Genomic DNA, 20,301 nt, shown 5'->3' with positions numbered 1-20,301 from the left:
TTTGAGGAGCGGGGGTCCAGGGGGCGGAGCCCCCTGGCGGGGTCGAAGGGGCGGAGCCCCTGGGGGATGGGACGGGTAGGGGCGGCGGGGGCGAATTCCGCTTACAGCAACCCCGCTCCGGCCAGGAACTTCCCCACCCGTTCCACCTCCCCCGCCGACAACGGCACCTGAGGCTCCGCAGTCGCCGGACAAGCGATGACCCCCCGCAGATGCAGCGCCGCCTTGAAGGCGCCCAGCGCCGACGACCCACCCCCCATCCGCCCGGGATCCCCGACGGTCACCATGCCGAAGAGAGCGCACAGGCGTTCCTGTTCGGCCCGGGCCGCCTGCCAGTCGCCGGCCCGGCAGAGGCGGTCGAGGCGGACGTACCCGTGCGGATCGACGTTGGCGAGCCCCGGCACGGCCCCGTCGGCGCCGGCCGCGAGCGCCGCGTCGACGAAGAGCTCCGAGCCCGTCAGGACGCTGAAGCCCCGGACGTCGGGACGGTTCCGGGCGCCGACCACGACCTCACGGAAACCGGCCAGGTCGCCGCTGGAGTCCTTCAGGCCCGCCAGGACGCCCTCGGCGGCGAGGTCGAGGACCAGGTCGGCGGGGAGCTTGGTGTGGACGGCGGACGGGAGGTCGTAGGCCACCACCGGGACCGGGCAGGCGGACGCGATCAGGCGGTAGTGGCGGGCGATCTCGGCCGGATGGGTCCGGGCGTAGAAGGGAGCCGTCGCCACCACCGCGTCCGCGCCCGCCGCCGTGACCTCCCGCACATGGTCCAGCACCCGCGGTGTCGACATGTCGATCACGCCCGCCAGGACGGGGAGCCGGCCTCCCACGTGCCCCGCCACCGCCTCCACCACCAGCCTGCGCTGCCGGTCCGTCAGATACGCCGCCTCCGACGTCGAGCCGAGCACGAACAGACCGCGCACCCCGCCCTCGATCAGGTGGTCGACCAGCCTGAGCAGGGACGGGACGTCCACCTCGCGGTCCGGTGTCAGCGGCGTGCAGACGGGCGGGACGACACCGGTGAGCGGGGTGGGGAACGGCATCAAGGCTCCTTGGGATCGTGGCTCTGTCGTACGAGGTCGCGGGTGGCCTCGCCCTCCTCCACTGGATGGTGACACCTGTAACGATGCTCCGGGCGCGACGCGGCCGAGAAGTCCGGCATCACGTCCGCGCACACCCCGTCCGCCTTCCAGCACCGCGTCCGGAACGGGCAGCCGCTCGGCGGACGCGTCGCCGACGGGACCGGGCCGACCAGCGGGATCGGCTCGATCGGGTCCAGCAGGCCGGGCGTCGCGGAGAACAGGGCGCGGGTGTACGGGTGCCGGGAGGCGTCCGTGACCTCGGCCGCCGGGGACTCCTCGACGATCCGGCCCAGGTACATCGTGATCACGCGGTCACTCATCCGCCGTACCGTCTGGATGTCATGGGAGACGAAGAGCAGCGCCAGACCCAGTCTCTCCTTCAGGTCCAGCAACAGGTTCAGGATCTGGGCGCGTACCGACACGTCCAGCGCGCTCGTCGGCTCGTCCGCCACCACCAGATCGGGGCCCAGCGCCAACGCCCGGGCGATCGCGACGCGTTGGCGCTGGCCGCCCGACAGCTGTCCGGGCAGGGCGTCGGCGAGGGCGCGGGGGAGGCCGACCAGGGACATCAGCTCCCGGACTCGTTCCTCCCTCTCCTGCCTGGTCCCCCGGTCGTGCACGTCCAGCGGGTCCCGCAGGATCTGGCGGACCGGCAGTCGCCGGTTCAGTGCCGTCGAGGGATCCTGGAAGATCATCCCGGTGCCGGCGCCGACCGCCGTCCTGCGCTCGGCCGGGGACATCGCCCACAGGTCGCGCCCCCGGAAGGCCACCGTCCCCGACGTCGGCCGCTGCACCCCCACCAGCACCTTCGCCAGCGTCGACTTCCCGCACCCCGACTCACCGACCACGCCCACCGTCTCGCCGGGCGCGATGACCAGATCGGCGCCGGTCAGGGCGTACACCTTGTCCCGCGTGAACAGGCCGCCGCTGCGCGCCTTGTGCACGACATGCGCGTCGGACAGCTCCACCAGCGCGTTCACGGCATGACCTCGCTCTCCGCCGTCACCAGGTCGACCGCCGGGTGATGGCATGCCGCCGTGTGCGTCCGCGTCCCCAGCAGATCCGGTGCGGTCGTCCGGCAGATCCCGCTCGCCATCGGACACCGGTCCGTGAAGCGGCAGCCCGCCGGGAAGTCCGCGGGGGAGGGGACGACGCCCCTGATCTGCGTCATCCGCTCCTGGGCCGACTCCAGCGAGAGCACGCTGCCGAGCAGGCCGCGGGTGTAGTGGTGCGCCGGCGCCTCCACCAGGTCCGCGGTCACGCCCGTCTCCACGATCTGCCCGCCGTACATCACGACCACCCGGTCGGTGACGTCCGCGACCAGCGCCAGGTCGTGCGAGACCAGGATCAGGGCGAAGCCGAGCTCCTCCCGCAGCCTCAGCAGCAGCTCTATGATCTGCGCCTGCACGGTGACGTCCAGCGCGGTCGTCGGCTCGTCGGCGACGATCAGCTTCGGGTCGCGGGACAGGGCCATGGCGATCAGCACGCGCTGGCGCTGGCCGCCGGAGAGTTCGTGCGGGTAGCTGCGCAGGGTGCGTTCGGGGTCCAGGCCCACCATGGTCAGCAGTTCGTGGGGGGTACGGCGGCCTCCGCGGCGTACGACCTGCTTCAGCTGGGCGCGGATCGTCATCGCCGGGTTCAGGGACGACAGGGCGTCCTGGTAGATCATCGCCATCTCGTGGCCCAGCAGCCGTCGCCGTACGCGCATCGGCTCACCCACCAACTGCCGTTGGTTGAAGCGGACATGGCCGCGCACCCGGGCGCCCTTCGGCTCCAGCCCCATCACCGCGAGGGCGGTGAGCGACTTCCCGCAGCCCGACTCGCCGACCAGGCCCAGCACCTCGCCGGACTGCACCTCGAAGCTGATGCCGTCGACGATGTCCACGCCGGCATGCCGGCCCTCGAACCCGATCGCCAGGTTCTCGACGGCGAGGACGGGTTGCCCTCCCTGGGGCAACGGCCGCGCCCGTGACCGCAGCCGCGCCGCCGCCTCCGTCAGCCCCGGCAGCCGCAGCACCTCGCCGCTGCCCGGCTCCGGCGCCTCCAGCCGGTCGTCGTCGTCCCGTACGTCGACCTCGCGTGCCGAGGGTGCCGCCCACGCGTCCGAGACGCCCTCGGAGAGGATGTTGAGCGAGAGCACCGTCACCAGCATCAGCAGGCCGGGGAAGACGGTCGCCCACCAGCCGCCGGTCAGCACCATGTTCTTGCCGTCCGCGATGACACTGCCCCAGGACGGGTCGGGCGGCCGGACGCCCGCGCCGATGAAGGACAGCGACGCCTCGAAGACGATCGCCTCCGCCACCTGGACCGTGCAGAACACCAGGACCGGAGCGGCGCAGTTGATCGCCACGTGCCGCAGCACGATGTGGGGCGTCCGCGCCCCGATCACCCGTTCCGCCGTGACGTAGTCCTCGCCGTACTGGTCCAGGACGTTCGCCCGGACGACCCTCGCCACCGGCGGTGTGAAGAGGAAGGCGATCGCGCAGATCAGGACGGTGATCCCGCCGCCGAACACGGCCACCAGCACGGCGGCCAGCGCGATGCCCGGGAACGCCATCACCACGTCCAGGCAGCGCATCAGCGTCTCGTCGACCGCCTTGCGGGAGGTCGCCGCGATCGCGCCGATCAGGGCGCCGACGACGAGCGCGAGCCCGGTCGCGCCGAGCCCGATGGCCAGCGACCAGCGGGCGCCGTACATCAGCCGGCTGAGGATGTCCCGGCCGAGGCTGTCCTGGCCCATCCAGTGGTCGGCGGAGGGGTGTCCGGTGCCGTCGACGGGGGGCTGCTGGTCGAGTGGGTCGTGCGGGGCGAGGACCGGGGCGAGTACTGCCATCAGGACCACCACGGCCAGGAAGCAGACCGCCACCTTCGACAGCGGCGGCAGCCTGCGCCAGCCGCGCAGCCGCAGGCCGGGCCGGGACAGCGCCTCGGCGAGGCGCTTGCGGTTGAACGTCACGTCGCCTCCCGCAGGCGCGGGTTGACCAGCAGATACAGGATGTCGATGACGAGGTTGACGACGACGAACCCGGTGGCCGTCGTCAGGACGACGCCCTGGACCACGGCCGGGTCACCGTTCTTCACGGCGTCGATCATCAGCTTCCCCATCCCCGGGAGGGAGAAGATCGTCTCGATGACGACCGCGCCGCCGAGGAGGTAGCCGACGCGCAGGCCGAGGACGGTCAGCGGGTTGATGAGCGCGTTGCGGAGCACGTTGCGCCCGACGACCACCCGCGGCGGCAGCCCGCTGCCGACGGCCGTGCGGACGTAGTCCTTGTCCAGCTCCTCCACCACCGCCGTCCGCACGATCCGCGTCAGCTGCGCCGCCACCGGCAGGGACAGCGCGAAGGCGGGGAGGGTCATGGTCTTCAGCCAACCGGTGAAGGAGTCCGCCGGGTTGATGTAGCCGCCGGTCGGGAACCAGCCGAGGTCGACCGCGAGGTACTGGATCATCAGCAGCGCCAGCCAGAAGCCGGGCGCCGCGACACCGGTCAGCGACACGACGCGGATGATCTGGTCGGGCAGGCGGTCGCGGTAGATGGCGGCCGTCACTCCGCCCAGCAGCGACAGTACGACCGCGATGCCGAGGCCCAGGAAGGTGAGCTGGAGGGTGAGCGGCAGCGCGGTCATGACCTGGTCGACGACCGGCGCCCTGGTGAGGGCACTGGTGCCCATGTCGCCGTGGAGCAGGTCGCCGATGAAAGCGACGTAACGGACCGGGAGGGGGTCCAGCAGGCCGTTCTCCTCGCGGAAGTCGTGCAGCTGCTGGGGTGTCGGGTTGGCGCCCTGGAAGAACGCGGATGCCGGGTCGACGTCCGAGAACCGCATGACCAGGAACACGAACAGCACGATGCCGAGCATCAGCGGCACGAGCAGCGCGACGCGCCGGGCCAGGATCCTGACGACGGTGATCACGGCCGGGCTCCTGTCGTGGCTAGGCCCACTTGGCCTGGAGGAGGTTGATGCCGGGGTACGGCTGTGCCCTTATGCCGGTGAGCTGATGCGGGTTCCAGGCCGTCATCAGCTCGTTGTGGACGACCGGGTAGAGCACGGCCTGTTCGGCGACGACGTCGATGTAGTCCTGGATCATCGTCTTCTTCTTGTCGGGGTCGGGCTCCTGGGTCGCCCGGTCCATGTCCTTGAAGAGCGCCTTCGCCACGGGGTTGTCGGCCCACCGCGTGTACTGCATCCACAGGTTCTCGGGGCCGTAGTTGTAATGCATGATCAGGTCGGCGTCGAGGCCGAACTGGTTGGGGTTCGAGGCGGCGGCGACGACCTGGTAGTCCTGCTTCTGGTCCATCTTGGTGAAGACGGCCGTGGTCTCCTGAGGGGAGAGGGTGGTCTTGACGCCGATCGCGTCCCAGGACGCCTTGACGGTCGGCAGACAGTCCACGATCCAGCTCACGTTGACGGCGAGGATCTCGATCTTCAGCCCGCTGACTCCGGCCTCCTTCAGCAGCGCCTTCGCCTTGTCGGGGTCGTAGTCGTAGACGGTCTTGGCGCGCCGGTAGCTGGGGTTGGACTCGTTGAGGAAGGACGACGACGGCTTGCCGTGCCCCTTCAGCGCCACCTCGACCATCTTCTCGGTGTCGATGGCGTAGTGCAGCGCCTGGCGGACGCGGACGTCGTCGAAGGGCTTGTGCCGGGTGTTGAACATCAGGAACAGGTTGTTCATCCCGGCGCCGCCCGCGACCGTGAGCCCGCCGCTCTCCAGCTGCTTGATGTTGGCGTACGGGATGTTGTCGGCGATCTGCGCACCGGCGCTCGCGCCCGAGATCCGGGCGACGCGCGGCGCCGCGTCCACGATCGTCAGCCAGTTCATCTTCTTGAAGGCGGGCTTGCGCGGGCCGTTGTAGTCGGGATACGCCTCGAAGGTGGTGTTGGACTTCGGGTGGTGCGCGGTCTGCCGGTACGGCCCCGAGCCGATCGCCTTGCCCTTGATGGCGTCCTCCCAGGCGCCGGACCGGGAGAAGACGTGCTTCGGCATGATCTTGGCGAGGGTGAGGCGCGAAATCCCGTCCGGGAAGGGGAACTTGAGCACCAGCTCGACGTTCTGCGCGTCGATCTTGCGGACTTCCTTCAGCCAGCTCGCGAAGAAGCCCTTGGCGAGGGTCTGGGTCTTCGGGTCGAGGATCCGGTCGAAGACGAAGACGACGTCGTCGGCGGTGACGGGCTTTCCGTCATGGAACGTGGCCCCTGCCCGCAGGGTGAACTTCCAGGACGTGCTGTTCGGGTCCGCCGGCACCTGGGTGGCGAGCGCGGCATACGGCTCGCGGGAGATCGGGTCGGTGTCCAGCAGCCCCTCGTAGATGTGGTTGTTGGCGGCCATGCAGAAGGCGGACGCCGTCTGGGTGGGGTCCCAGCTGCCGTCGTTGCCGTAGCCGATCACCGCGGTGAGTGTCCGGTTCCGGCCACCGCCCCCGCCGGTCTCGTTCGTGGACTCCGGCCCCGACGAACAGGCCGACAGCGACGCGGAGACGGCGGCGGCCGCGCCCAGCGCGCCGGTGTACTTCAGGAACGACCGGCGGTGCACTGCCGGCACGTCGTGGGTCACGTCGCGCACGGTTCCTCCAGCTGGTGGGTGAGGAGATACGACGTCCTACGTCCTGACGGTCAGCGCGACCATAGGTGGGGGGATGGGGGCGGTCAAGGGATCTCACACGAATGGCGCATCTGCCACAGGTCGGACCAATGGCGCTGTGAAATGGCGCGAGTTGACCCCCCGTCAGGGCCGTCTCGGGCGGACATGGGACGTGGGACCTCCGGCTGCGCGTACGATGCGCCGCATGCCCGGGCAGCCCAGGAACAGCCGTACTTCCCGTACGTCCGAGGAGTCCACGAACAGCCGGATCCAGCGCCAGGTCATGCAGCTGATCATCGACCGCAGGCTCCAGGCCGGCACCCTTCTGCCCACCGAGGCCGAGCTCATGGAGGACCTCGGCGTCAGCCGCAACTCCGTCCGGGAGGCGCTCAAGGCGCTCCAGGCACTGGACATCGTGGAGATCCGGCACGGCTACGGGACGTACGTCGGCCAGGCCTCGCTCACCCCGCTGATCGACGGGCTGACCTTCCGTACGCTCGCCCGGCACGACCACGACGACCCGGCGGCCCTCGCCGAGATCCTTCAGGTGCGGGAGGTGCTGGAGGAGGGGCTGATCCGACGGGTGGCGCAGACGGTCACCGAGGCGGAGCTGGACCGGCTGGACGCGGTGGTGGCCCGGATGGAGGCGGCGGGACGGGCCGGCCGCCCCTTCCCCGACCTGGACCGCGAGTTCCACGAACTGCTCTACGCCTGCCTCGGCAACGACCTCGTGCCACAGCTCCTCGCCGCGTTCTGGACGGTCTTCCGGCGTGTGTCCGGCGCCCGGGGCCGCCCCGACGATCCCTCTCCCGACCTCACGGCCCGGCGGCACCGGGACATCGTGACCGCGTTGCGCGGGCGGGACGTGGAGGGGGCGCAGCGGGCGATGACGGTCCACTTCCGCGGCATCGCAGGTCTCGCCCCCGCCGCCCCTACCCGTCCCGTCCCCAGGGGCGCTGCCCCTTCGACCCCACTGGGGGCTGCCGCCCCCAGACCCCCGCTTCGGCCCTGAAGGGGCCTCGTCCTCAAACGCCGGACGGGCTGAAAAATCCAGCCCCTCCGGCGTTTGAGGAGCGGGGGTCCAGGGGGCGGAGCCCCCTGGCGGGGTCGAAGGGGCGGAGCCCCTGGAGGATGGGAATGGGTAGGGGCGGCGGGGGCGAGGCAAAGCCGGTCAGGAATCGAGAAGCGCCGCCCCCGGCCCACGGCTAGCGTGACCGGCATGGACATCTCGATTCACGCCAGCTTTCTTCCGCACGACGACCCGGACGAGTCGCTCGCCTTCTACCGCGACGCCCTCGGCTTCGAGGTCCGTACCGACGTCGGCCAGGGCAAGATGCGCTGGATCACGGTCGGCCCGCCCGGCCGCCCCGACACGTCCATCCTCCTGGCACCCCCGGCCGCCGACCCCGGCGTCACCGAGGACGAGCGCCGCACCATCCTCGAGATGATGGCCAAGGGCACCTACGGCTGGATCCTGCTGGCCACCCCGAACGTCGACGACACCTTCGAGAAGGTGCAGGCGAGCGGCGCCGAGGTCGTCCAGGAGCCCACCGACCAGCCGTACGGCATCCGCGACTGCGCCTTCCGCGACCCCGCGGGCAACCTGATCCGTATCCAGGAGCGGAGCTGAGCCGTGATGACCAGGGCCACGAGTACGGACGCGCAGTCACCCGCCCCGCACGCCGCCGACAGCCATGAGCTGATCCGTGTGCACGGCGCACGCGAGAACAACCTCAAGGACGTCAGCATCGAGATACCCAAACGCCGTCTGACGGTCTTCACGGGCGTCTCCGGCTCGGGCAAGAGCTCCCTGGTGTTCGACACGATCGCCGCGGAGTCGCAGCGCCTGATCAACGAGACCTACAGCGCCTTCCTGCAGGGCTTCATGCCGAACGTGGCCCGCCCCGAGGTCGACGTCCTCGACGGCCTCACCACCGCGATCACCGTCGACCAGCAGCGCATGGGCGGCGACCCCCGCTCAACCGTCGGTACCGCCACCGACGCCAACGCGATGCTGCGCATCCTCTTCAGCCGGCTCGGCACGCCCCACATCGGCCCGCCCAGCGCGTACTCCTTCAACACCGCCTCGGTCCGGGCGAGCGGCGCGATCACCGTCGAGCGCGGGGCGAAGACCAAGGCGCAGAAGGCGACGTACGAGCGCACCGGCGGTATGTGCAACCGCTGCGAGGGACGTGGCTCGGTCTCCGACATCGACCTCACCCAGCTCTACGACGACTCCAAGTCGCTGTCCGACGGAGCGTTCACCATCCCCGGCTGGAAGTCGGACAGCCAGTGGACCGTGCAGCTCTACGCCCAGTCCGGCTTCGTCGACCCCGACAAGCCGATCCGCGAGTACACCAAGAAGGAGATGCAGGCCTTCCTCTACGGGGAGCCGACCAAGATCAAGGTCAATGGCATCAACCTCACCTACGAGGGCTTGATCCCGAAGATCCAGAAGTCGTTCCTGTCCAAGGACAAGGAATCGATGCAGCCCCACATCCGGGCGTTCGTGGAGCGTGCGGTCACCTTCACGACCTGTCCCGAGTGCGACGGCACCCGGCTGAGCGAAGGGGCCCGGTCGTCGAAGATCAAGGGGGCCAGCATCGCCGATGCCTGCCGGATGGAGATCCGTGATCTCGCCGAGTGGGTCCGCGGGATCGCGGAACCCTCCGTCGCGCCGCTGCTCACCGCGCTCCAGCACACCCTCGACTCGTTCACGGAGATCGGCCTCGGGTATCTCTCGCTCGACCGCCCGGCCGGCACCCTGTCCGGCGGTGAGGCCCAGCGCGTCAAGATGATCCGCCACCTCGGTTCCTCGCTCACCGACGTCACATACGTCTTCGACGAGCCCACCATCGGCCTGCACCCGCACGACATCCAGCGGATGAACGACCTCCTGCTGCGGCTGCGGGACAAGGGCAACACGGTGCTCGTGGTGGAGCACAAGCCGGAGACGATCGCCATCGCCGACCACGTCGTGGACCTCGGCCCGGGCGCCGGCACGGCGGGCGGCACCGTCTGCTTCGAGGGCACCGTCGAGGGGCTGCGGGCGAGCGACACCGTCACCGGCCGCCACCTCGACGACCGCGCCACGCTCCGGGAGACCGTGCGCAAGCCCACCGGCACGCTGGAGATCCGCGGCGCGACCACGAACAACCTCCAGAACGTCGACGTCGACATCCCGCTCGGCGTGCTGTGTGTGGTCACCGGTGTCGCCGGCTCCGGCAAGAGCTCCCTGATCCACGGCTCCATACCGGCCCCGGAGGGCGTGGTGTCCGTGGACCAGACGCCGATCCGCGGCTCGCGCCGCAGCAACCCGGCGACGTACACCGGACTGGCCGACCCGATCCGCAAGGCCTTCGCCAAGGTCAACGGCGTGAAGCCGGCCCTGTTCAGCGCCAACTCCGAGGGCGCCTGCCCCACCTGCAACGGCGCCGGGGTCATCTACGTCGACCTGGGGATGATGGCCGGCGTCGACACCCCCTGCGAGGACTGCGAGGGCAAGCGGTTCCAGGCGTCCGTGCTGGAGTACCGCCTCGGCGGCCGGGACATCAGCGAGGTGCTCGCGATGTCGGTGACCGAGGCCGAGGAGTTCTTCCGGGCCGGTGAGGCGCGCACCCCGGCCGCCCACAGGATCCTCGAACGGATGGCGGACGTCGGCCTCGGCTACCTCACCCTCGGCCAGCCCCTCACCACCCTGTCCGGTGGCGAGCGGCAGCGGCTGAAGCTGGCCACGCACATGGGGGACAAGGGCGGGGTGTACGTCCTCGACGAGCCGACCACCGGCCTCCACCTCGCCGATGTCGAGCAGCTGCTCGGCCTGCTCGACCGGCTCGTGGACTCCGGCAAGTCGGTCATCGTGATCGAGCACCACCAGGCGGTCATGGCCCACGCCGACTGGATCATCGACCTCGGCCCCGGCGCCGGCCACGACGGCGGCCGGATCGTCTTCGAGGGCACCCCCGCCGACCTCGTCGCCGAGCGCTCGACCCTCACCGGCGAGCACCTCGCGGCCTACGTCGGCGGCTGACCCCATGTGTCTCACCACGGGACCTGTCATGTCCTTCCTCGCGTCCCGCTCCCGGCAGCTGAGGGAGCGGGCACCGGGACAGGCAGGGGGACGGTCGGGGGAGTGGACGGGCCGGCAGGGGGTTCGCGATGATGCGGGTGTGCGATCCCACCACTCGACGTCCGAGGAGCAGCGGCTGCGGACCCTCGCGGCGCTGCGCCGCGTCCGCGACCGGATGGACCGGGAGTACGCCCAGCCACTGGACGTGGAGGCGCTCGCACGCGGGGTGCACATGTCGGCGGGGCACCTCAGCCGCGAGTTCAAGGCCGCCTACGGCGAGTCTCCGTACGGCTACCTGATGACGCGGCGCATCGAGCGCGCGATGGCGCTGCTGCGCCGGGGCGACCTCAGCGTCACCGAGGTGTGCTTCGAGGTCGGCTGCTCGTCGCTGGGCACCTTCAGCACGCGCTTCACGGAGCTGGTCGGCATGTCGCCGAGCGCGTACCGGCGTCAGACGACGGAGGCGGCGGACGCCGCGGCGGGGATTCCGTCGTGCCTGTCGAAGCAGGTGACCAGGCCGCTGAGGAACCGCCCGGCGCCGGTCGGCCCGCAGGCGCCGGTCGGCGAGCCGCGGGCATCGTGAGTCCGGGGGCGCCGTCCCCTGCGCGGCGCCCCCGGACCCGTCGGTGCGGTCGGTGCTCTCGTCGGTGCTACGGAAGGGGCTGCTGGTAGTACTTGTCGTCGTCGGAGTCGTAGACCAACTTGCCGTCGGCGTCGTAGCCCTTGATGTGCGGGGCCACCGTGACCTGCTGGTTCAGTACGCCGGATGCCACGAAGAAGCCGTGGTCGAGGGCGGCCTCGCTGCTGGAGTCGCCGTAGGAGACCTTCACCTCGGCCACCGACGGTTCGACCGTGCCGATCACCCCCCAGCGGAACGGCAGTTTCCAGTTGCCGCGGTCGATGACCGACTGCTGGTAGAGCTTGCCGACGTTGGGGTTGACGAGCACCGGGCCCTCGTCCGGGAGGACGCCGGAGTCGTCGGGGAAACCGGAGACGCCCTGGGTCCTGCCGTTCGCGATGCGGCAGATCAGACTGGTCCGGTCCGCCGGCTTCTCCCGTACCGCGACGACGAACATGCCGTCGTCGGGCGCGTTGGAGTCCCCGGTGCTGCGCATCGCCAGGAGGATCCGGTAGTCGTCCGGCGTGCCCGGATCCGCGGCCCCCGCCGGGGCTCCCGACCGGTCGAAGTCCAGGCAGTCCGCCAGGCCGTCCGCCGCCTGCTCGAAGGTGATCCCGTCGAGCAGCTGCCGTGCCGTGGCCGGCCGCGCGGGACCGCTCGGGGCCGGGGAGGGCGTCGGCGACGCGGCGTGCGTGGCGCTCACCGAGGGCGTCGGGCTCGTCGCCGTCTCCCCGCCCTTCCCCGCGCCGCCCAGCGCGTACGCCCCGACCGGCATCGCCGCCAGGGTCACCAGCGCCGCCCCGGCCGCCGCCACGCGGCGCCGCCGCTCGACCATGCCCCGGTGCCGGATCTGCGGATACGGCGCCGGCGACGGCCGGATCGCGTACGCGTCCTCGGCGAGCAGTTCCCGCACCTGCTCCTCGAAGTCCCGCTCGCCGTGCTCTTGCCGCCGCTGTTCCTCGTCGTTCACCTGCTGCCTCCCTGCCCCTCCGCGACCCGGGCGAGCCCCGGACACGTACGCAACTTCGCCAGCCCCTTCGACGCCTGGCTCTTGACGGTGCCGACGGAGCAGCCGAGCACCTCGGCGACCTCCGCCTCGGACAGGTCCTCCCAGTAGCGCATGACCACCACCGCCCGTTGCTTGGGCGGCAGTTGGGCGAGAGCGCCGAGCAGCGGGCCGCGCTCGTCCACGCCCGCGTAGCCCGCGTCGCGGCCCGCGGTCTCCGGCGGCGCGGCGGTCAACGCCTCGGCGACCCGCCGCTTGCGGAACCGGTCGCTGTTGCAGCTCACCAGCATCCGGCGGACGTACGCCTCCGGATTGTCGGCACGCGCCACCCGCCGCCACGACCGGTACGCCTTCGCCAGCGCCGTCTGCGTCAGGTCCTCGGCGTGGTGCGCATCGCCCGTGAGCAGATACGCGGTCCGCACCAGATGGGACCACCTCGCCCTGACGAACTCCTGGAACCGGTCCTCTTGTTCGGCCTGCATCAAGCACCCTCCCTCGCCCCCCAGACCACCGATGGGGCGGATTCGGTTGCCCGGGTTGTTCGGGTGCCGTCCGGACACTGGTGCTGGGCCTGGGACGGTGAGCTCGCCCCCGCCGCCCCTACCCGTCCCGTCCTCCAGGGGCTCCGCCCCTTCGACCCCGGCTCCTGGGGGGGCTGCCGCCCCCAGACCCCCGCTTCGGCCCTGAAGGGGCCTCGTCCTCAAACGCCGGACGGGCTGAATGACGCGGCCGGCGTCGAGACGTGGCGGGGGCGTGTGCTCGTCCTCAAACGCCGGACAGGCTGACGGCAGCCCCTTCGGTGGTCAGGGTGTGCGCGAGGAGCTCGGCTGTCTTCGCCACCAGGGCGTCGTCCCACGGCGCGTCCCGGTCCGGCTTCGTGGACAGGACGGCGAGGACGAGGGGGGTGCCGTCGGGGGTCCAGGTGATGCCCACGTTGTTGGTGGTGCCGTAGTCGCCCGAGCCGGTCTTGTCGGCGATCGTCCAGGTCGGGGGCAGTCCCGCGCGGAAGCGTTCGCCGCTGGTCGTGTTGTTCAGCAGCCAGTGTGTGAGCAGGCGGCCGTCGGGGCGGTTCAGGGCGTCGCCGAGGATCAGACGGGCGTACGTCCGGGCGATCGCGCGCGGGCTCGTGGTGTCCGTCGACCGCCATGGCTCCGCCGAGTTGAGCTCCGTCTCCCAGCGGTCGAGGCGGGTCACCGGGTCGCCGAGGGAGCGCGCGAACCGGGTGACGGCGGTGGGGCCGCCGAGCTCGCGCAGGAGGAGGTTGGCGGCGCCGTTGTCGCTGTGGGTGATGGCGACCTCGCAGAGCTCGGCGACCGTCATTCCCTCGGCCAGGTGCTCCCTGGTCCGGTCGGAGCCGGCCGGCAGATCGGCCTCCGTGTAGTGGATACGGCGGCCCAGGAACTCGCCGTGCCGGTCGAGGTCGCGCAGGACGGCCGCGGCCGCCAGGGTCTTGAACACCGAGCAGATCGGGAAGAGTTCGTCGGCGCGGTGCCGCACGGTCTGCCGCGTGGCGAGGTTGTGCGCGAACACGCCCAGGCGGGCGCCGTGCCGCTGCTCCAGCTCGCGCAGCCGGGTCGTCGTACGCCTGCCGGAGCCGACGGCATGCGCGGGGGACCGGGCGAGCAGGGCCGTCGCGGTGGCGGCGGTACCGGCCGTGAGGAACGTGCGTCGGGACAGGGAGGACGGGGCGGAGCCTAAGATCTTGCTCTCCTTCGCTGGGTCGGCGTGGACGATCTCTGCACTGACCGACGTACCCTCTCATCCCTTGGTCGCGGCGCCGTAGACCATCGGCGGACGGCGCGGCGGGCGCGCGCTCGCCACAGTGGCCGTATGGAGAAGACCAAGGGGATCAGCCGATCACAGTTCCTTGCGGGCGCGGCGGCCGTCGGGCTGGCGGGGGCGGTGCTGCCCGCGGAGCGGGCCGCGGCGACCGCGGCGCGCGGCCGGGGACTGAAGCACAGGGGCGTCGTCTACACCGTCGGGGCCGGTGAGACACCCGGTACCGCATGGAGCGCCGCCCGGATGCGCAAGGACGTCCGGGTCATCCGCGACGTCCTGCACGCCGACACCCTCGACGTCACCGGCGACGGCGTCGAGCGCCTCACCGCCACGGCCGCCGAGGCAGCCGAACGCGGGCTGCACGTCTGGCTCCAGCCGACCCTCGGCGACATTCCGGAGCGGGACATCCTGGAGAGCATCGCCGAGTGCGGCCGGTTCGCGGAGCGGCTGCGCCGGCAGGGCGCGAGCGTGGACTTCAGCGTGGGCTGCGAGTTCTGGCTGTTCGTGCCGGGGATCGTGCCGGGGGAGACGGTCCTGGACCGCCTCGACAACCTCCAGAAGGGCACGGTCGACATGGTGAGGATGAAGCGCCGCCTGGCCCGCTTCACCGCGAAGGCGTCGGCCGTCGGCCGCGATGTCTTCCACGGCCGGCTGAGCTACGCCGCCACCCAGGAGGAGGACTTCGAGCCGGTCGACTGGAACCTCTTCGACGTCGTCGGCATCGACTACTACTCGTACCATCGCGAACCCGCCGCCTACGTACGGGAGTTGAGGCGGTACCAGCGCTGGGGCAAGCCCCTGGCCATCACCGAGTTCGGCACGTGCGCGTACGTCGGCGCGCCCGAAGCGGGCGGCATGGGCTGGGACGTCGTCGACCACACCAAGAACCCCGAGGAGATCAAGGGCGACCTGGTGCGCAGCGAGCGCACACAGGCCGCCTACCTGACCGATCTGCTGGAGGTCTTCGAGTCGATGGGCCTGTACGCCGCGATGGCCTTCGAGTTCGTCACACCCGACGCCCCGCACCGCCCGGACAAGCCGCGCCACGACCTGGACCTGGCGAGCTACAGCATCACCAAGGCGATCAAGGACCGCCCCGACGACCCGCGTTCGGGCTGGCGCTGGGAGCCGAAGGAGGCCTTCCACGCGCTCGCCCGCCAGTATTGCCGGTGTGCTCAGTCGCAGTAGAGGTCCTTGTGCGGGCGCTCTCCCGTCGCCAGGAACCGGGAGACCGTCTCGTCACCGCACGCGTTGCCGTTCCTGAGATAGGAGCCGTGGCCCGTGGAGTCGACGGTGACCATGACGGCCCGGTCGCCCAAAGCCTTGCGCAGCTTCAGGGCGCCGCTCAGCGGGGTCGCCACGTCCCGTTCGTTCTGGACCAGCAGGATGTCGGACGGGCCGTGGTCCGTCACCCGTACCGGTGCCTCCTTCGGCCGCCACGGCCAAGCCGCGCAGACCATCGCGTTCCTCGGCATCCCCGCTGTCAGCGGATACTTCGCCCGGCTCTCGGCGACGCCCTTCCGGTACACACCGGCCGACGTGGGCCAGGCGGCGTCGTTGCAGATGGTGGCGGCGCCGACTGCCGCGTAGTTCTGCAGCGTCGCCTCGGGCGGGCTCGGCGGAGCGGGCGGCGCCGTGCCCTTCTGTGCCGCCAGGATCAGCTTGGCCAGGGTCGGGTAGTTGTCGGTGTCGTAGAGGCTGTCCAGCATGGTCTGGCGCAGCATGTTGCCGTTCAGCTCGGCCGGGGCGCCGGGCCAGGGGATCGGCTCCCGGTCCAGGCGGGCGGCGAGGCGGAGGAAGAGCGGGCGCACCTCGGCGGCCGTGTCGGCGAGCCGGTACGGATCGCCGGGCCTGGACGCCCACTTGGCGAACTCGGGGAAGTTGTCCTCGACGCCCACCTCGAACACCTGGAGCCAGGCGCGCTCGGCGCGCACGGGGTCGGGATTGTCGTTGCTGTCCAGCACGATGCGATCGGTGCGGTGCGGGAAGAGTTCGGCGAAGGCGGCGCCGACGTAGGTGCCGTAGGAGACGCCCCAGGCGGACAGCTTGCGTTCCCCGAGGGCGGCGCGGATGCGGTCGATGTCACGGGCGTTGTTCTTGGTGCTGATGTGCTTCATCAGCTCGCCGCCGTTGTCCGCGCAGGCCCGCGACACCCTGCGCGCATAGGCCATGTTCTCGGCGATGGAGCCGTCCGGGGCGGGCCAGGGCCGCAGCTTCGTCCGGACGAGGTCATCCGGTTCGACCTTGCAACTGACCGACGTGGAGGGCGCGTTGCCGCGCGGCGCGAACCCGATCAGGTCGTAGGCGTCCCGGACCTCCTGCGGCAGCTTCTGCCCCTTGCCCGAGGGGTCGCGGAGGCTGTCGCCCCCGGGCCCGCCGGCGATCAGCAGCAGCGCGCCCCGGCGGACGGACGGTTTCTCGCTGGGGATGCGGGAGACGGCGATGTCGATCTTCCGGCCGCCGGGGTCGGCGTAGTCCATCGGCACGGAGACGGTGGCGCACTGCTGCCGCGGATCGAGCCCCTCGCCCTCGCACTTGGTCCACTTCAGCGACGCGGGAGCACCGGTGGCGGACGCGGTGAGCGGGGTGACGAGCCCGAAGACGACGGCGGAGGCGGCGGCGATCAGGGTGGCGCTCTTCGTGATCTGCTTCATGCACAGCAGCCTGGCCGAGCTTGACGGGGTGTCACATCCAGGTAACTCCCGTATCTGCCGGGGGGTTCACCCGGTGGGGTTTCCCCCAGCGCCGGCCCCGGCTCCGGTCTCGGCCCCCGCCCCGAGCCCCAGCCCCAACCTCATGATGAGCCGGTCCTCCCCGGGCCCCAGATAGTCCCGGCGCACCCCGCCCTCGGCGGCGAACCCCAGGGACCGGTACAGCATGATCGCCGCCGCGTTCGTCGGTTCCACGGTCAGGCGCACCTCGTGCACCCGCTCCCGGCGCAGCTGCCGCAGCACCTCCAGCATCAGCCGCTTGCCCAGCCCCCGGCCCCGCTGGTCGGCGCTGACGGCCAGGCTCAGCACCCAGCACACATAGCCGTCCGAGGTGGTGACGAAGAGGACGTAGCCGTGCAGGCACTCCCCGTCGTCGAGGACGAGGATGCGGTCGCCGTGCACGTCGAGGTGCTGGCGGAGCACGAAGTACGGGTACGGATCGTCGGGGAAGACCTCCCTGTCCACGCGGAGGAGTTCGGGCAGATCCGCCTCGGTGACCCCTCGCATCGTCAGCGGCCGATCGCCGCCCTCGGCGAAGAGCGCCTGGTCAGAGCGGCGGCCCACAACAGGGAAACGTTCCTCCGGCACAGCCATCAACTGCCCCCTATGGGATGGATTGGAGTCACTCATGTGGGTGAGCACCCGTTGCCCGCCGTTTCAGGCGCTCAGGTGGAGATCCGCCCATCTTGAGCAGCGCATATCCAGCGGTTCAAGACCGTGAGATGGCTATGCCTCGACGCGCTCCCAGTGCGCCTTCTTTTGGTACCGTGAGTGAATGACCCAGAGATCGTCGGGGGACGTCCAGTTGAACGCGCAGGTGCGCTGGGCGGAGTTCGACCCGATCGCCTACGTGCAGCACAACTACAGCGTCTTACAGGCGGAGGACGCTGAGATCCTGCACCTGATCCGGGATCATTTCGTCGATCATTTCCGGAAGCAGGGCGTCGGCCCGGTTTCCGGCATCGACGTGGGTGCCGGCGCCAATCTCTATCCCGCCCTCGCCATGATGCCGTGGTGCGAGGAGATCACCCTCTTCGAGCACTCGCCCACGAACATCGCGTACCTGGACGGCCAGGTCGACTGCTACGACGACCACTGGGACCAGTTCTGGGACGTCCTGTGCAAGGACGAGGTCTACAGCTCCCTGGGCACGGACCCGCGTGAGCGGTTCCGCAAGGTCGTCCGGGTCGAGCAGGGTGACCTCTTCGACCTGGCGCGGTACGAGGGCCGGTGGTCCATGGGGACCATGTTCTTCGTCGCCGAGTCGATCACCACCTCCCACGGCGAGTTCAGGCTCGGCGTCGAGCGCTTCCTGCGCGCCCTGGCCCCGGGCGCCCCCTTCGCCGCCGCCTTCATGGAACATTCGAAGGGGTATCACGCGGGCGAACACTTCTTCCCGGCCTGCGACGTGGGAGAATCCGAGGTACGTGCGAGTCTCCAGGAATTCGCGGGCGACTTCATGGTGCAGCGACTCCGATCCGTCGCCGAAGTCCGCGACGGATATTCGGGAATGATCGTCGCCTACGGCTGGCGCCGGAATCTGTGAATCTTCACAAAAGAACAGAGCTATTCCTCAATTAATGGCAGTGCGGCCTGTGTGAGGGGCATGGGATGCAGATCAAGCCACGCCAGCATCTGCTGGACATCTGGCAGGCGGTCGCCCGCCACTCTTTCGACGGGGGGGAGTGGGCCTGGGGCGAATGGGGCGGAGAGAGCAGTGTGGCCGACGCCGAGCGGCTGCTCTGCCTGCTGTATCCGGCGACCGAAATCCCCGCGTTCCGGCTGGACGACCCGGACACCACACAGGACGACGTCCAGCAGGTCCTGAGGAAGGCCGGCGGGCGGCTGGACATCCCGGCCAACCTCGTCATGGCCGCATCCGACTTCATGCGGACACACACCGGCGAGGACAAACGGCCCACGTTCGCCGGGGGTTACTACTTCGGGTCCGCGGACAAGAACACGGACATCACCGAGGAACAACGCCAACTCGGCGTGACCGACTCCTTCTCCATGTCGATCACCCTGTGCCTGGCCACCCTCGGCTTCCTCAAGGTCTACGAGACCAGGACCCGGCGCAGCGACATCAAGGAGACGATCGCCGAGCTGCGCACGGCCACCAGCAGCCGCCTCACCGCGGCCATGGTGAGCCTGCTGCGCTCCTTCACCGTCAACGTCTTCGACACCGACTCCTCCCAGGGCCGCACCCTCGTCGAACTCCTCGGCCAGGGACGGCAGTCGCAGCGGCAGGTGCTCAACAAGTTCCAGAGCCGCTTCCGCCCGGTGCGCGCGGCTCTCGTCGAGAGCGTCTTCCTCGGTATCGACGTCCAGGAAGGGCTCAAGGACGAGAACCAGCTCTTCGAGTGCGGCTGGGCGTGGAGCCTGGTCAAGGACGCCCCCGCGGTCGAGACCGACGAACCCATCGGGCCGCAGCCCGAAGGCATCGCCAACCCGGTGCCGTATCTGTACTTCACCGTGGTCGCCCTCGACGGTATCCAGGACCTGTTCTCCGACCGCACCCTCACCCTCGGCCTGCTCAACACCGAGCAGCAGAAGCTCGCCGAGGCGCTCCGGCTGCGGTGGGAGCTCACCCAGCAGTACTGGTCGCGCATCGCCCGCTTCGACGCCGACCGCTGGCCCTTGGAGGACCTGCCCTGGCGTACGACGGGACAGAAGCTGGAGTCGGCGTACTTCTCCCTCTCCGTCGCCGCCATCCTCGTACACGACCTGATGCGGCGCCGGGCCACCGACGACGACCTGACCCGCACCGTCGGCGTCATGGAGCGCCTCGCCGAACGCGGCCGCATCACCAGCCGGATGACCCGCCACGACCCCATGGTCCACGAGCTGCACAACGTGGGCGTCACCCTGCCGTTGCAGGGCAGTGAGCGGATCGGGCCGCCCATGACGTGGTCCATCACCGACTTCTCGGCGCAGCTGCTGAAGCGGACCGTCCAGCTGTGCACCCTGTCGCGCAACCTGGCCTCGCACGACCGGCTGCTCAGACTGGCCGAGGACATCTTCGACCACATGTGGCGCCGCCGTATCCGGGACGGCGAGGGCGTCGGCCTGTGGGACAGCGTCCACCACGCCTACCCCGAGGCGGAGATCCACAAGCGGCGGGTGCCGGTGTCGTGGAGCATCACCGAGCGTGTCACCGAGGTGATGGTCCAGGCCCACGAGATGTACCGGCAGCCCCCGATCCGCAGCCTCGAACTCACCGAGCTGGCAAGGGCGTTGCTCAGTGAGTCCGCTCATCTGCTGGGCAACGAACAGATGGAGCCCGCGCCCAAGGACGACGGCCGGCACGGGATGCAACTCAGGAACATCGAGGTCAAGTTGCGTCGCGCCCGCAGCCTCGTGGACGAACAGCCGGGTACGGCCTACGCGTTGACCCTCGACGTGCTGGCACAGCTCGACGCGCTCGCCCGGGCCCGCGAAGCCGCGGACCGGGGAGTGTGAA

17 protein-coding genes are annotated in these 20,301 nt (G+C 70.4%); 7 read left to right on the top strand and 10 right to left on the bottom strand.

Going from position 1 to position 20,301, the window contains the following annotated elements:
- Positions 1 to 101 precede the first annotated feature (101 nt).
- The 5 genes from ACIBU0_RS16960 to ACIBU0_RS16940 are packed head-to-tail and all read right to left on the bottom strand — an operon-like array spanning position 102 to position 6,636.
- A complete protein-coding gene (locus ACIBU0_RS16960; RefSeq protein ID WP_398818247.1) occupies positions 102 to 1,037 on the bottom strand; it encodes a dihydrodipicolinate synthase family protein in 936 nt (311 codons plus the stop codon).
- Positions 1,037 to 2,056: an oligopeptide/dipeptide ABC transporter ATP-binding protein gene (locus tag ACIBU0_RS16955; RefSeq protein ID WP_398818244.1), complete on the bottom strand. Its 1,020-nt coding sequence runs from the start codon at positions 2,054 to 2,056 to the stop codon at positions 1,037 to 1,039. Before ACIBU0_RS16955 ends, ACIBU0_RS16960 begins: the two co-directional genes overlap by 1 nt.
- On the bottom strand, positions 2,053 to 4,032 hold the full coding sequence (locus tag ACIBU0_RS16950) for a dipeptide/oligopeptide/nickel ABC transporter permease/ATP-binding protein (RefSeq protein WP_398818242.1): 1,980 nt from the start codon (positions 4,030 to 4,032) through the stop codon (positions 2,053 to 2,055). Before ACIBU0_RS16950 ends, ACIBU0_RS16955 begins: the two co-directional genes overlap by 4 nt.
- Complete coding sequence (locus tag ACIBU0_RS16945; RefSeq protein WP_398818240.1) at positions 4,029 to 4,988, bottom strand: ABC transporter permease; 960 nt, start codon at positions 4,986 to 4,988, stop codon at positions 4,029 to 4,031. The genes ACIBU0_RS16950 and ACIBU0_RS16945 overlap by 4 nt, the downstream gene beginning before the upstream one ends.
- Positions 4,989 to 5,007: 19 nt before the next feature.
- Positions 5,008 to 6,636, bottom strand: a complete 1,629-nt coding sequence (locus tag ACIBU0_RS16940; protein ID WP_398818237.1) for an ABC transporter substrate-binding protein — start codon at positions 6,634 to 6,636, stop codon at positions 5,008 to 5,010.
- Positions 6,637 to 6,859: 223 nt separating this feature from the next.
- On the opposite strand from ACIBU0_RS16940, the gene ACIBU0_RS16935 reads away from it, so the two are divergent.
- The 4 genes from ACIBU0_RS16935 to ACIBU0_RS16920 all read left to right on the top strand — a co-directional run bounded on the left by ACIBU0_RS16935 (position 6,860) and on the right by ACIBU0_RS16920 (position 11,306).
- Complete coding sequence (locus tag ACIBU0_RS16935) at positions 6,860 to 7,666, top strand: FadR/GntR family transcriptional regulator (protein ID WP_398818234.1); 807 nt, start codon at positions 6,860 to 6,862, stop codon at positions 7,664 to 7,666.
- A 207-nt stretch (positions 7,667 to 7,873) separates the two neighbouring features.
- The gene (locus tag ACIBU0_RS16930; protein WP_398818232.1) at positions 7,874 to 8,284 is read left to right on the top strand and encodes a VOC family protein; all 411 of its coding nucleotides are present in this window, start codon (positions 7,874 to 7,876) and stop codon (positions 8,282 to 8,284) included.
- Between the two features lie 6 nt (positions 8,285 to 8,290).
- On the top strand, positions 8,291 to 10,684 hold the full coding sequence (locus ACIBU0_RS16925; protein WP_398818230.1) for an ATP-binding cassette domain-containing protein: 2,394 nt from the start codon (positions 8,291 to 8,293) through the stop codon (positions 10,682 to 10,684).
- A 214-nt stretch (positions 10,685 to 10,898) separates the two neighbouring features.
- A complete protein-coding gene (locus ACIBU0_RS16920; RefSeq protein ID WP_398818318.1) occupies positions 10,899 to 11,306 on the top strand; it encodes a helix-turn-helix transcriptional regulator in 408 nt (135 codons plus the stop codon).
- 67 nt (positions 11,307 to 11,373) lie between these two features.
- On the opposite strand, the gene ACIBU0_RS16915 is transcribed toward ACIBU0_RS16920, so the two are convergent.
- From ACIBU0_RS16915 to bla, 3 genes are all read right to left on the bottom strand, one after another.
- On the bottom strand, positions 11,374 to 12,312 hold the full coding sequence (locus ACIBU0_RS16915) for a hypothetical protein (protein ID WP_398818227.1): 939 nt from the start codon (positions 12,310 to 12,312) through the stop codon (positions 11,374 to 11,376).
- Positions 12,309 to 12,830 carry a SigE family RNA polymerase sigma factor gene (locus tag ACIBU0_RS16910; protein ID WP_398818225.1) on the bottom strand — a complete coding sequence of 174 codons (522 nt, stop codon included), beginning with the start codon at positions 12,828 to 12,830 and terminating at the stop codon, positions 12,309 to 12,311. The genes ACIBU0_RS16915 and ACIBU0_RS16910 overlap by 4 nt, the downstream gene beginning before the upstream one ends.
- 283 nt (positions 12,831 to 13,113) lie before the next feature.
- Positions 13,114 to 14,049, bottom strand: coding sequence for a class A beta-lactamase (bla, locus tag ACIBU0_RS16905; RefSeq protein WP_398818315.1), 936 nt, complete (start codon positions 14,047 to 14,049; stop codon positions 13,114 to 13,116).
- 129 nt (positions 14,050 to 14,178) lie between these two features.
- On the opposite strand from bla, the gene ACIBU0_RS16900 reads away from it, so the two are divergent.
- Positions 14,179 to 15,315 (top strand): abortive phage infection protein, encoded by a 1,137-nt coding sequence (locus tag ACIBU0_RS16900; protein WP_398818222.1) that lies wholly within the window; start codon positions 14,179 to 14,181, stop codon positions 15,313 to 15,315.
- Here the strand turns inward: ACIBU0_RS16900 and ACIBU0_RS16895 are convergent.
- Entirely contained in the window at positions 15,303 to 16,781 is a 1,479-nt protein-coding gene (locus ACIBU0_RS16895) for an alpha/beta hydrolase (protein WP_398818219.1), read from the bottom strand. The genes ACIBU0_RS16900 and ACIBU0_RS16895 overlap by 13 nt on opposite strands.
- A 66-nt stretch (positions 16,782 to 16,847) precedes the next feature.
- Positions 16,848 to 17,432 carry a GNAT family N-acetyltransferase gene (locus tag ACIBU0_RS16890; protein ID WP_398818216.1) on the bottom strand — a complete coding sequence of 195 codons (585 nt, stop codon included), beginning with the start codon at positions 17,430 to 17,432 and terminating at the stop codon, positions 16,848 to 16,850.
- Positions 17,433 to 17,613: 181 nt separating this feature from the next.
- Here ACIBU0_RS16890 and ACIBU0_RS16885 point away from each other — a divergent pair, with 181 nt between their 5' ends.
- Positions 17,614 to 18,384 carry an SCO2525 family SAM-dependent methyltransferase gene (locus ACIBU0_RS16885; RefSeq protein WP_398818213.1) on the top strand — a complete coding sequence of 257 codons (771 nt, stop codon included), beginning with the start codon at positions 17,614 to 17,616 and terminating at the stop codon, positions 18,382 to 18,384.
- Between the two features lie 65 nt (positions 18,385 to 18,449).
- A complete protein-coding gene (locus ACIBU0_RS16880; RefSeq protein WP_398818210.1) occupies positions 18,450 to 20,300 on the top strand; it encodes an SCO2524 family protein in 1,851 nt (616 codons plus the stop codon).
- Position 20,301 lies beyond the last annotated feature (1 nt).

This window comes from Streptomyces sp. NPDC049627 (assembly GCF_044465645.1).
Classification (GTDB): Bacteria; Actinomycetota; Actinomycetes; order Streptomycetales; family Streptomycetaceae; genus Streptomyces.
This window is presented reverse-complemented; position numbering and strand designations above follow the sequence as displayed.

What these genes read in the sequence shown, in the direction of transcription:
- ACIBU0_RS16960 (WP_398818247.1), bottom strand. Translation starts at nt 1,037, where the DNA reads ATGCCGTTCCCCACCCCGCTCACCGGTGTCGTCCCGCCCGTCTGCACG.
- ACIBU0_RS16935 (WP_398818234.1), top strand. Translation starts at nt 6,860, where the DNA reads ATGCCCGGGCAGCCCAGGAACAGCCGTACTTCCCGTACGTCCGAGGAG.
- ACIBU0_RS16930 (WP_398818232.1), top strand. Translation starts at nt 7,874, where the DNA reads ATGGACATCTCGATTCACGCCAGCTTTCTTCCGCACGACGACCCGGAC.
- ACIBU0_RS16925 (WP_398818230.1), top strand. Translation starts at nt 8,291, where the DNA reads ATGACCAGGGCCACGAGTACGGACGCGCAGTCACCCGCCCCGCACGCC.
- ACIBU0_RS16920 (WP_398818318.1), top strand. Translation starts at nt 10,899, where the DNA reads ATGGACCGGGAGTACGCCCAGCCACTGGACGTGGAGGCGCTCGCACGC.
- ACIBU0_RS16910 (WP_398818225.1), bottom strand. Translation starts at nt 12,830, where the DNA reads ATGCAGGCCGAACAAGAGGACCGGTTCCAGGAGTTCGTCAGGGCGAGG.
- ACIBU0_RS16900 (WP_398818222.1), top strand. Translation starts at nt 14,179, where the DNA reads ATGGAGAAGACCAAGGGGATCAGCCGATCACAGTTCCTTGCGGGCGCG.
- ACIBU0_RS16895 (WP_398818219.1), bottom strand. Translation starts at nt 16,781, where the DNA reads ATGAAGCAGATCACGAAGAGCGCCACCCTGATCGCCGCCGCCTCCGCC.
- ACIBU0_RS16890 (WP_398818216.1), bottom strand. Translation starts at nt 17,432, where the DNA reads ATGGCTGTGCCGGAGGAACGTTTCCCTGTTGTGGGCCGCCGCTCTGAC.
- ACIBU0_RS16885 (WP_398818213.1), top strand. Translation starts at nt 17,614, where the DNA reads ATGACCCAGAGATCGTCGGGGGACGTCCAGTTGAACGCGCAGGTGCGC.
- ACIBU0_RS16880 (WP_398818210.1), top strand. Translation starts at nt 18,450, where the DNA reads ATGCAGATCAAGCCACGCCAGCATCTGCTGGACATCTGGCAGGCGGTC.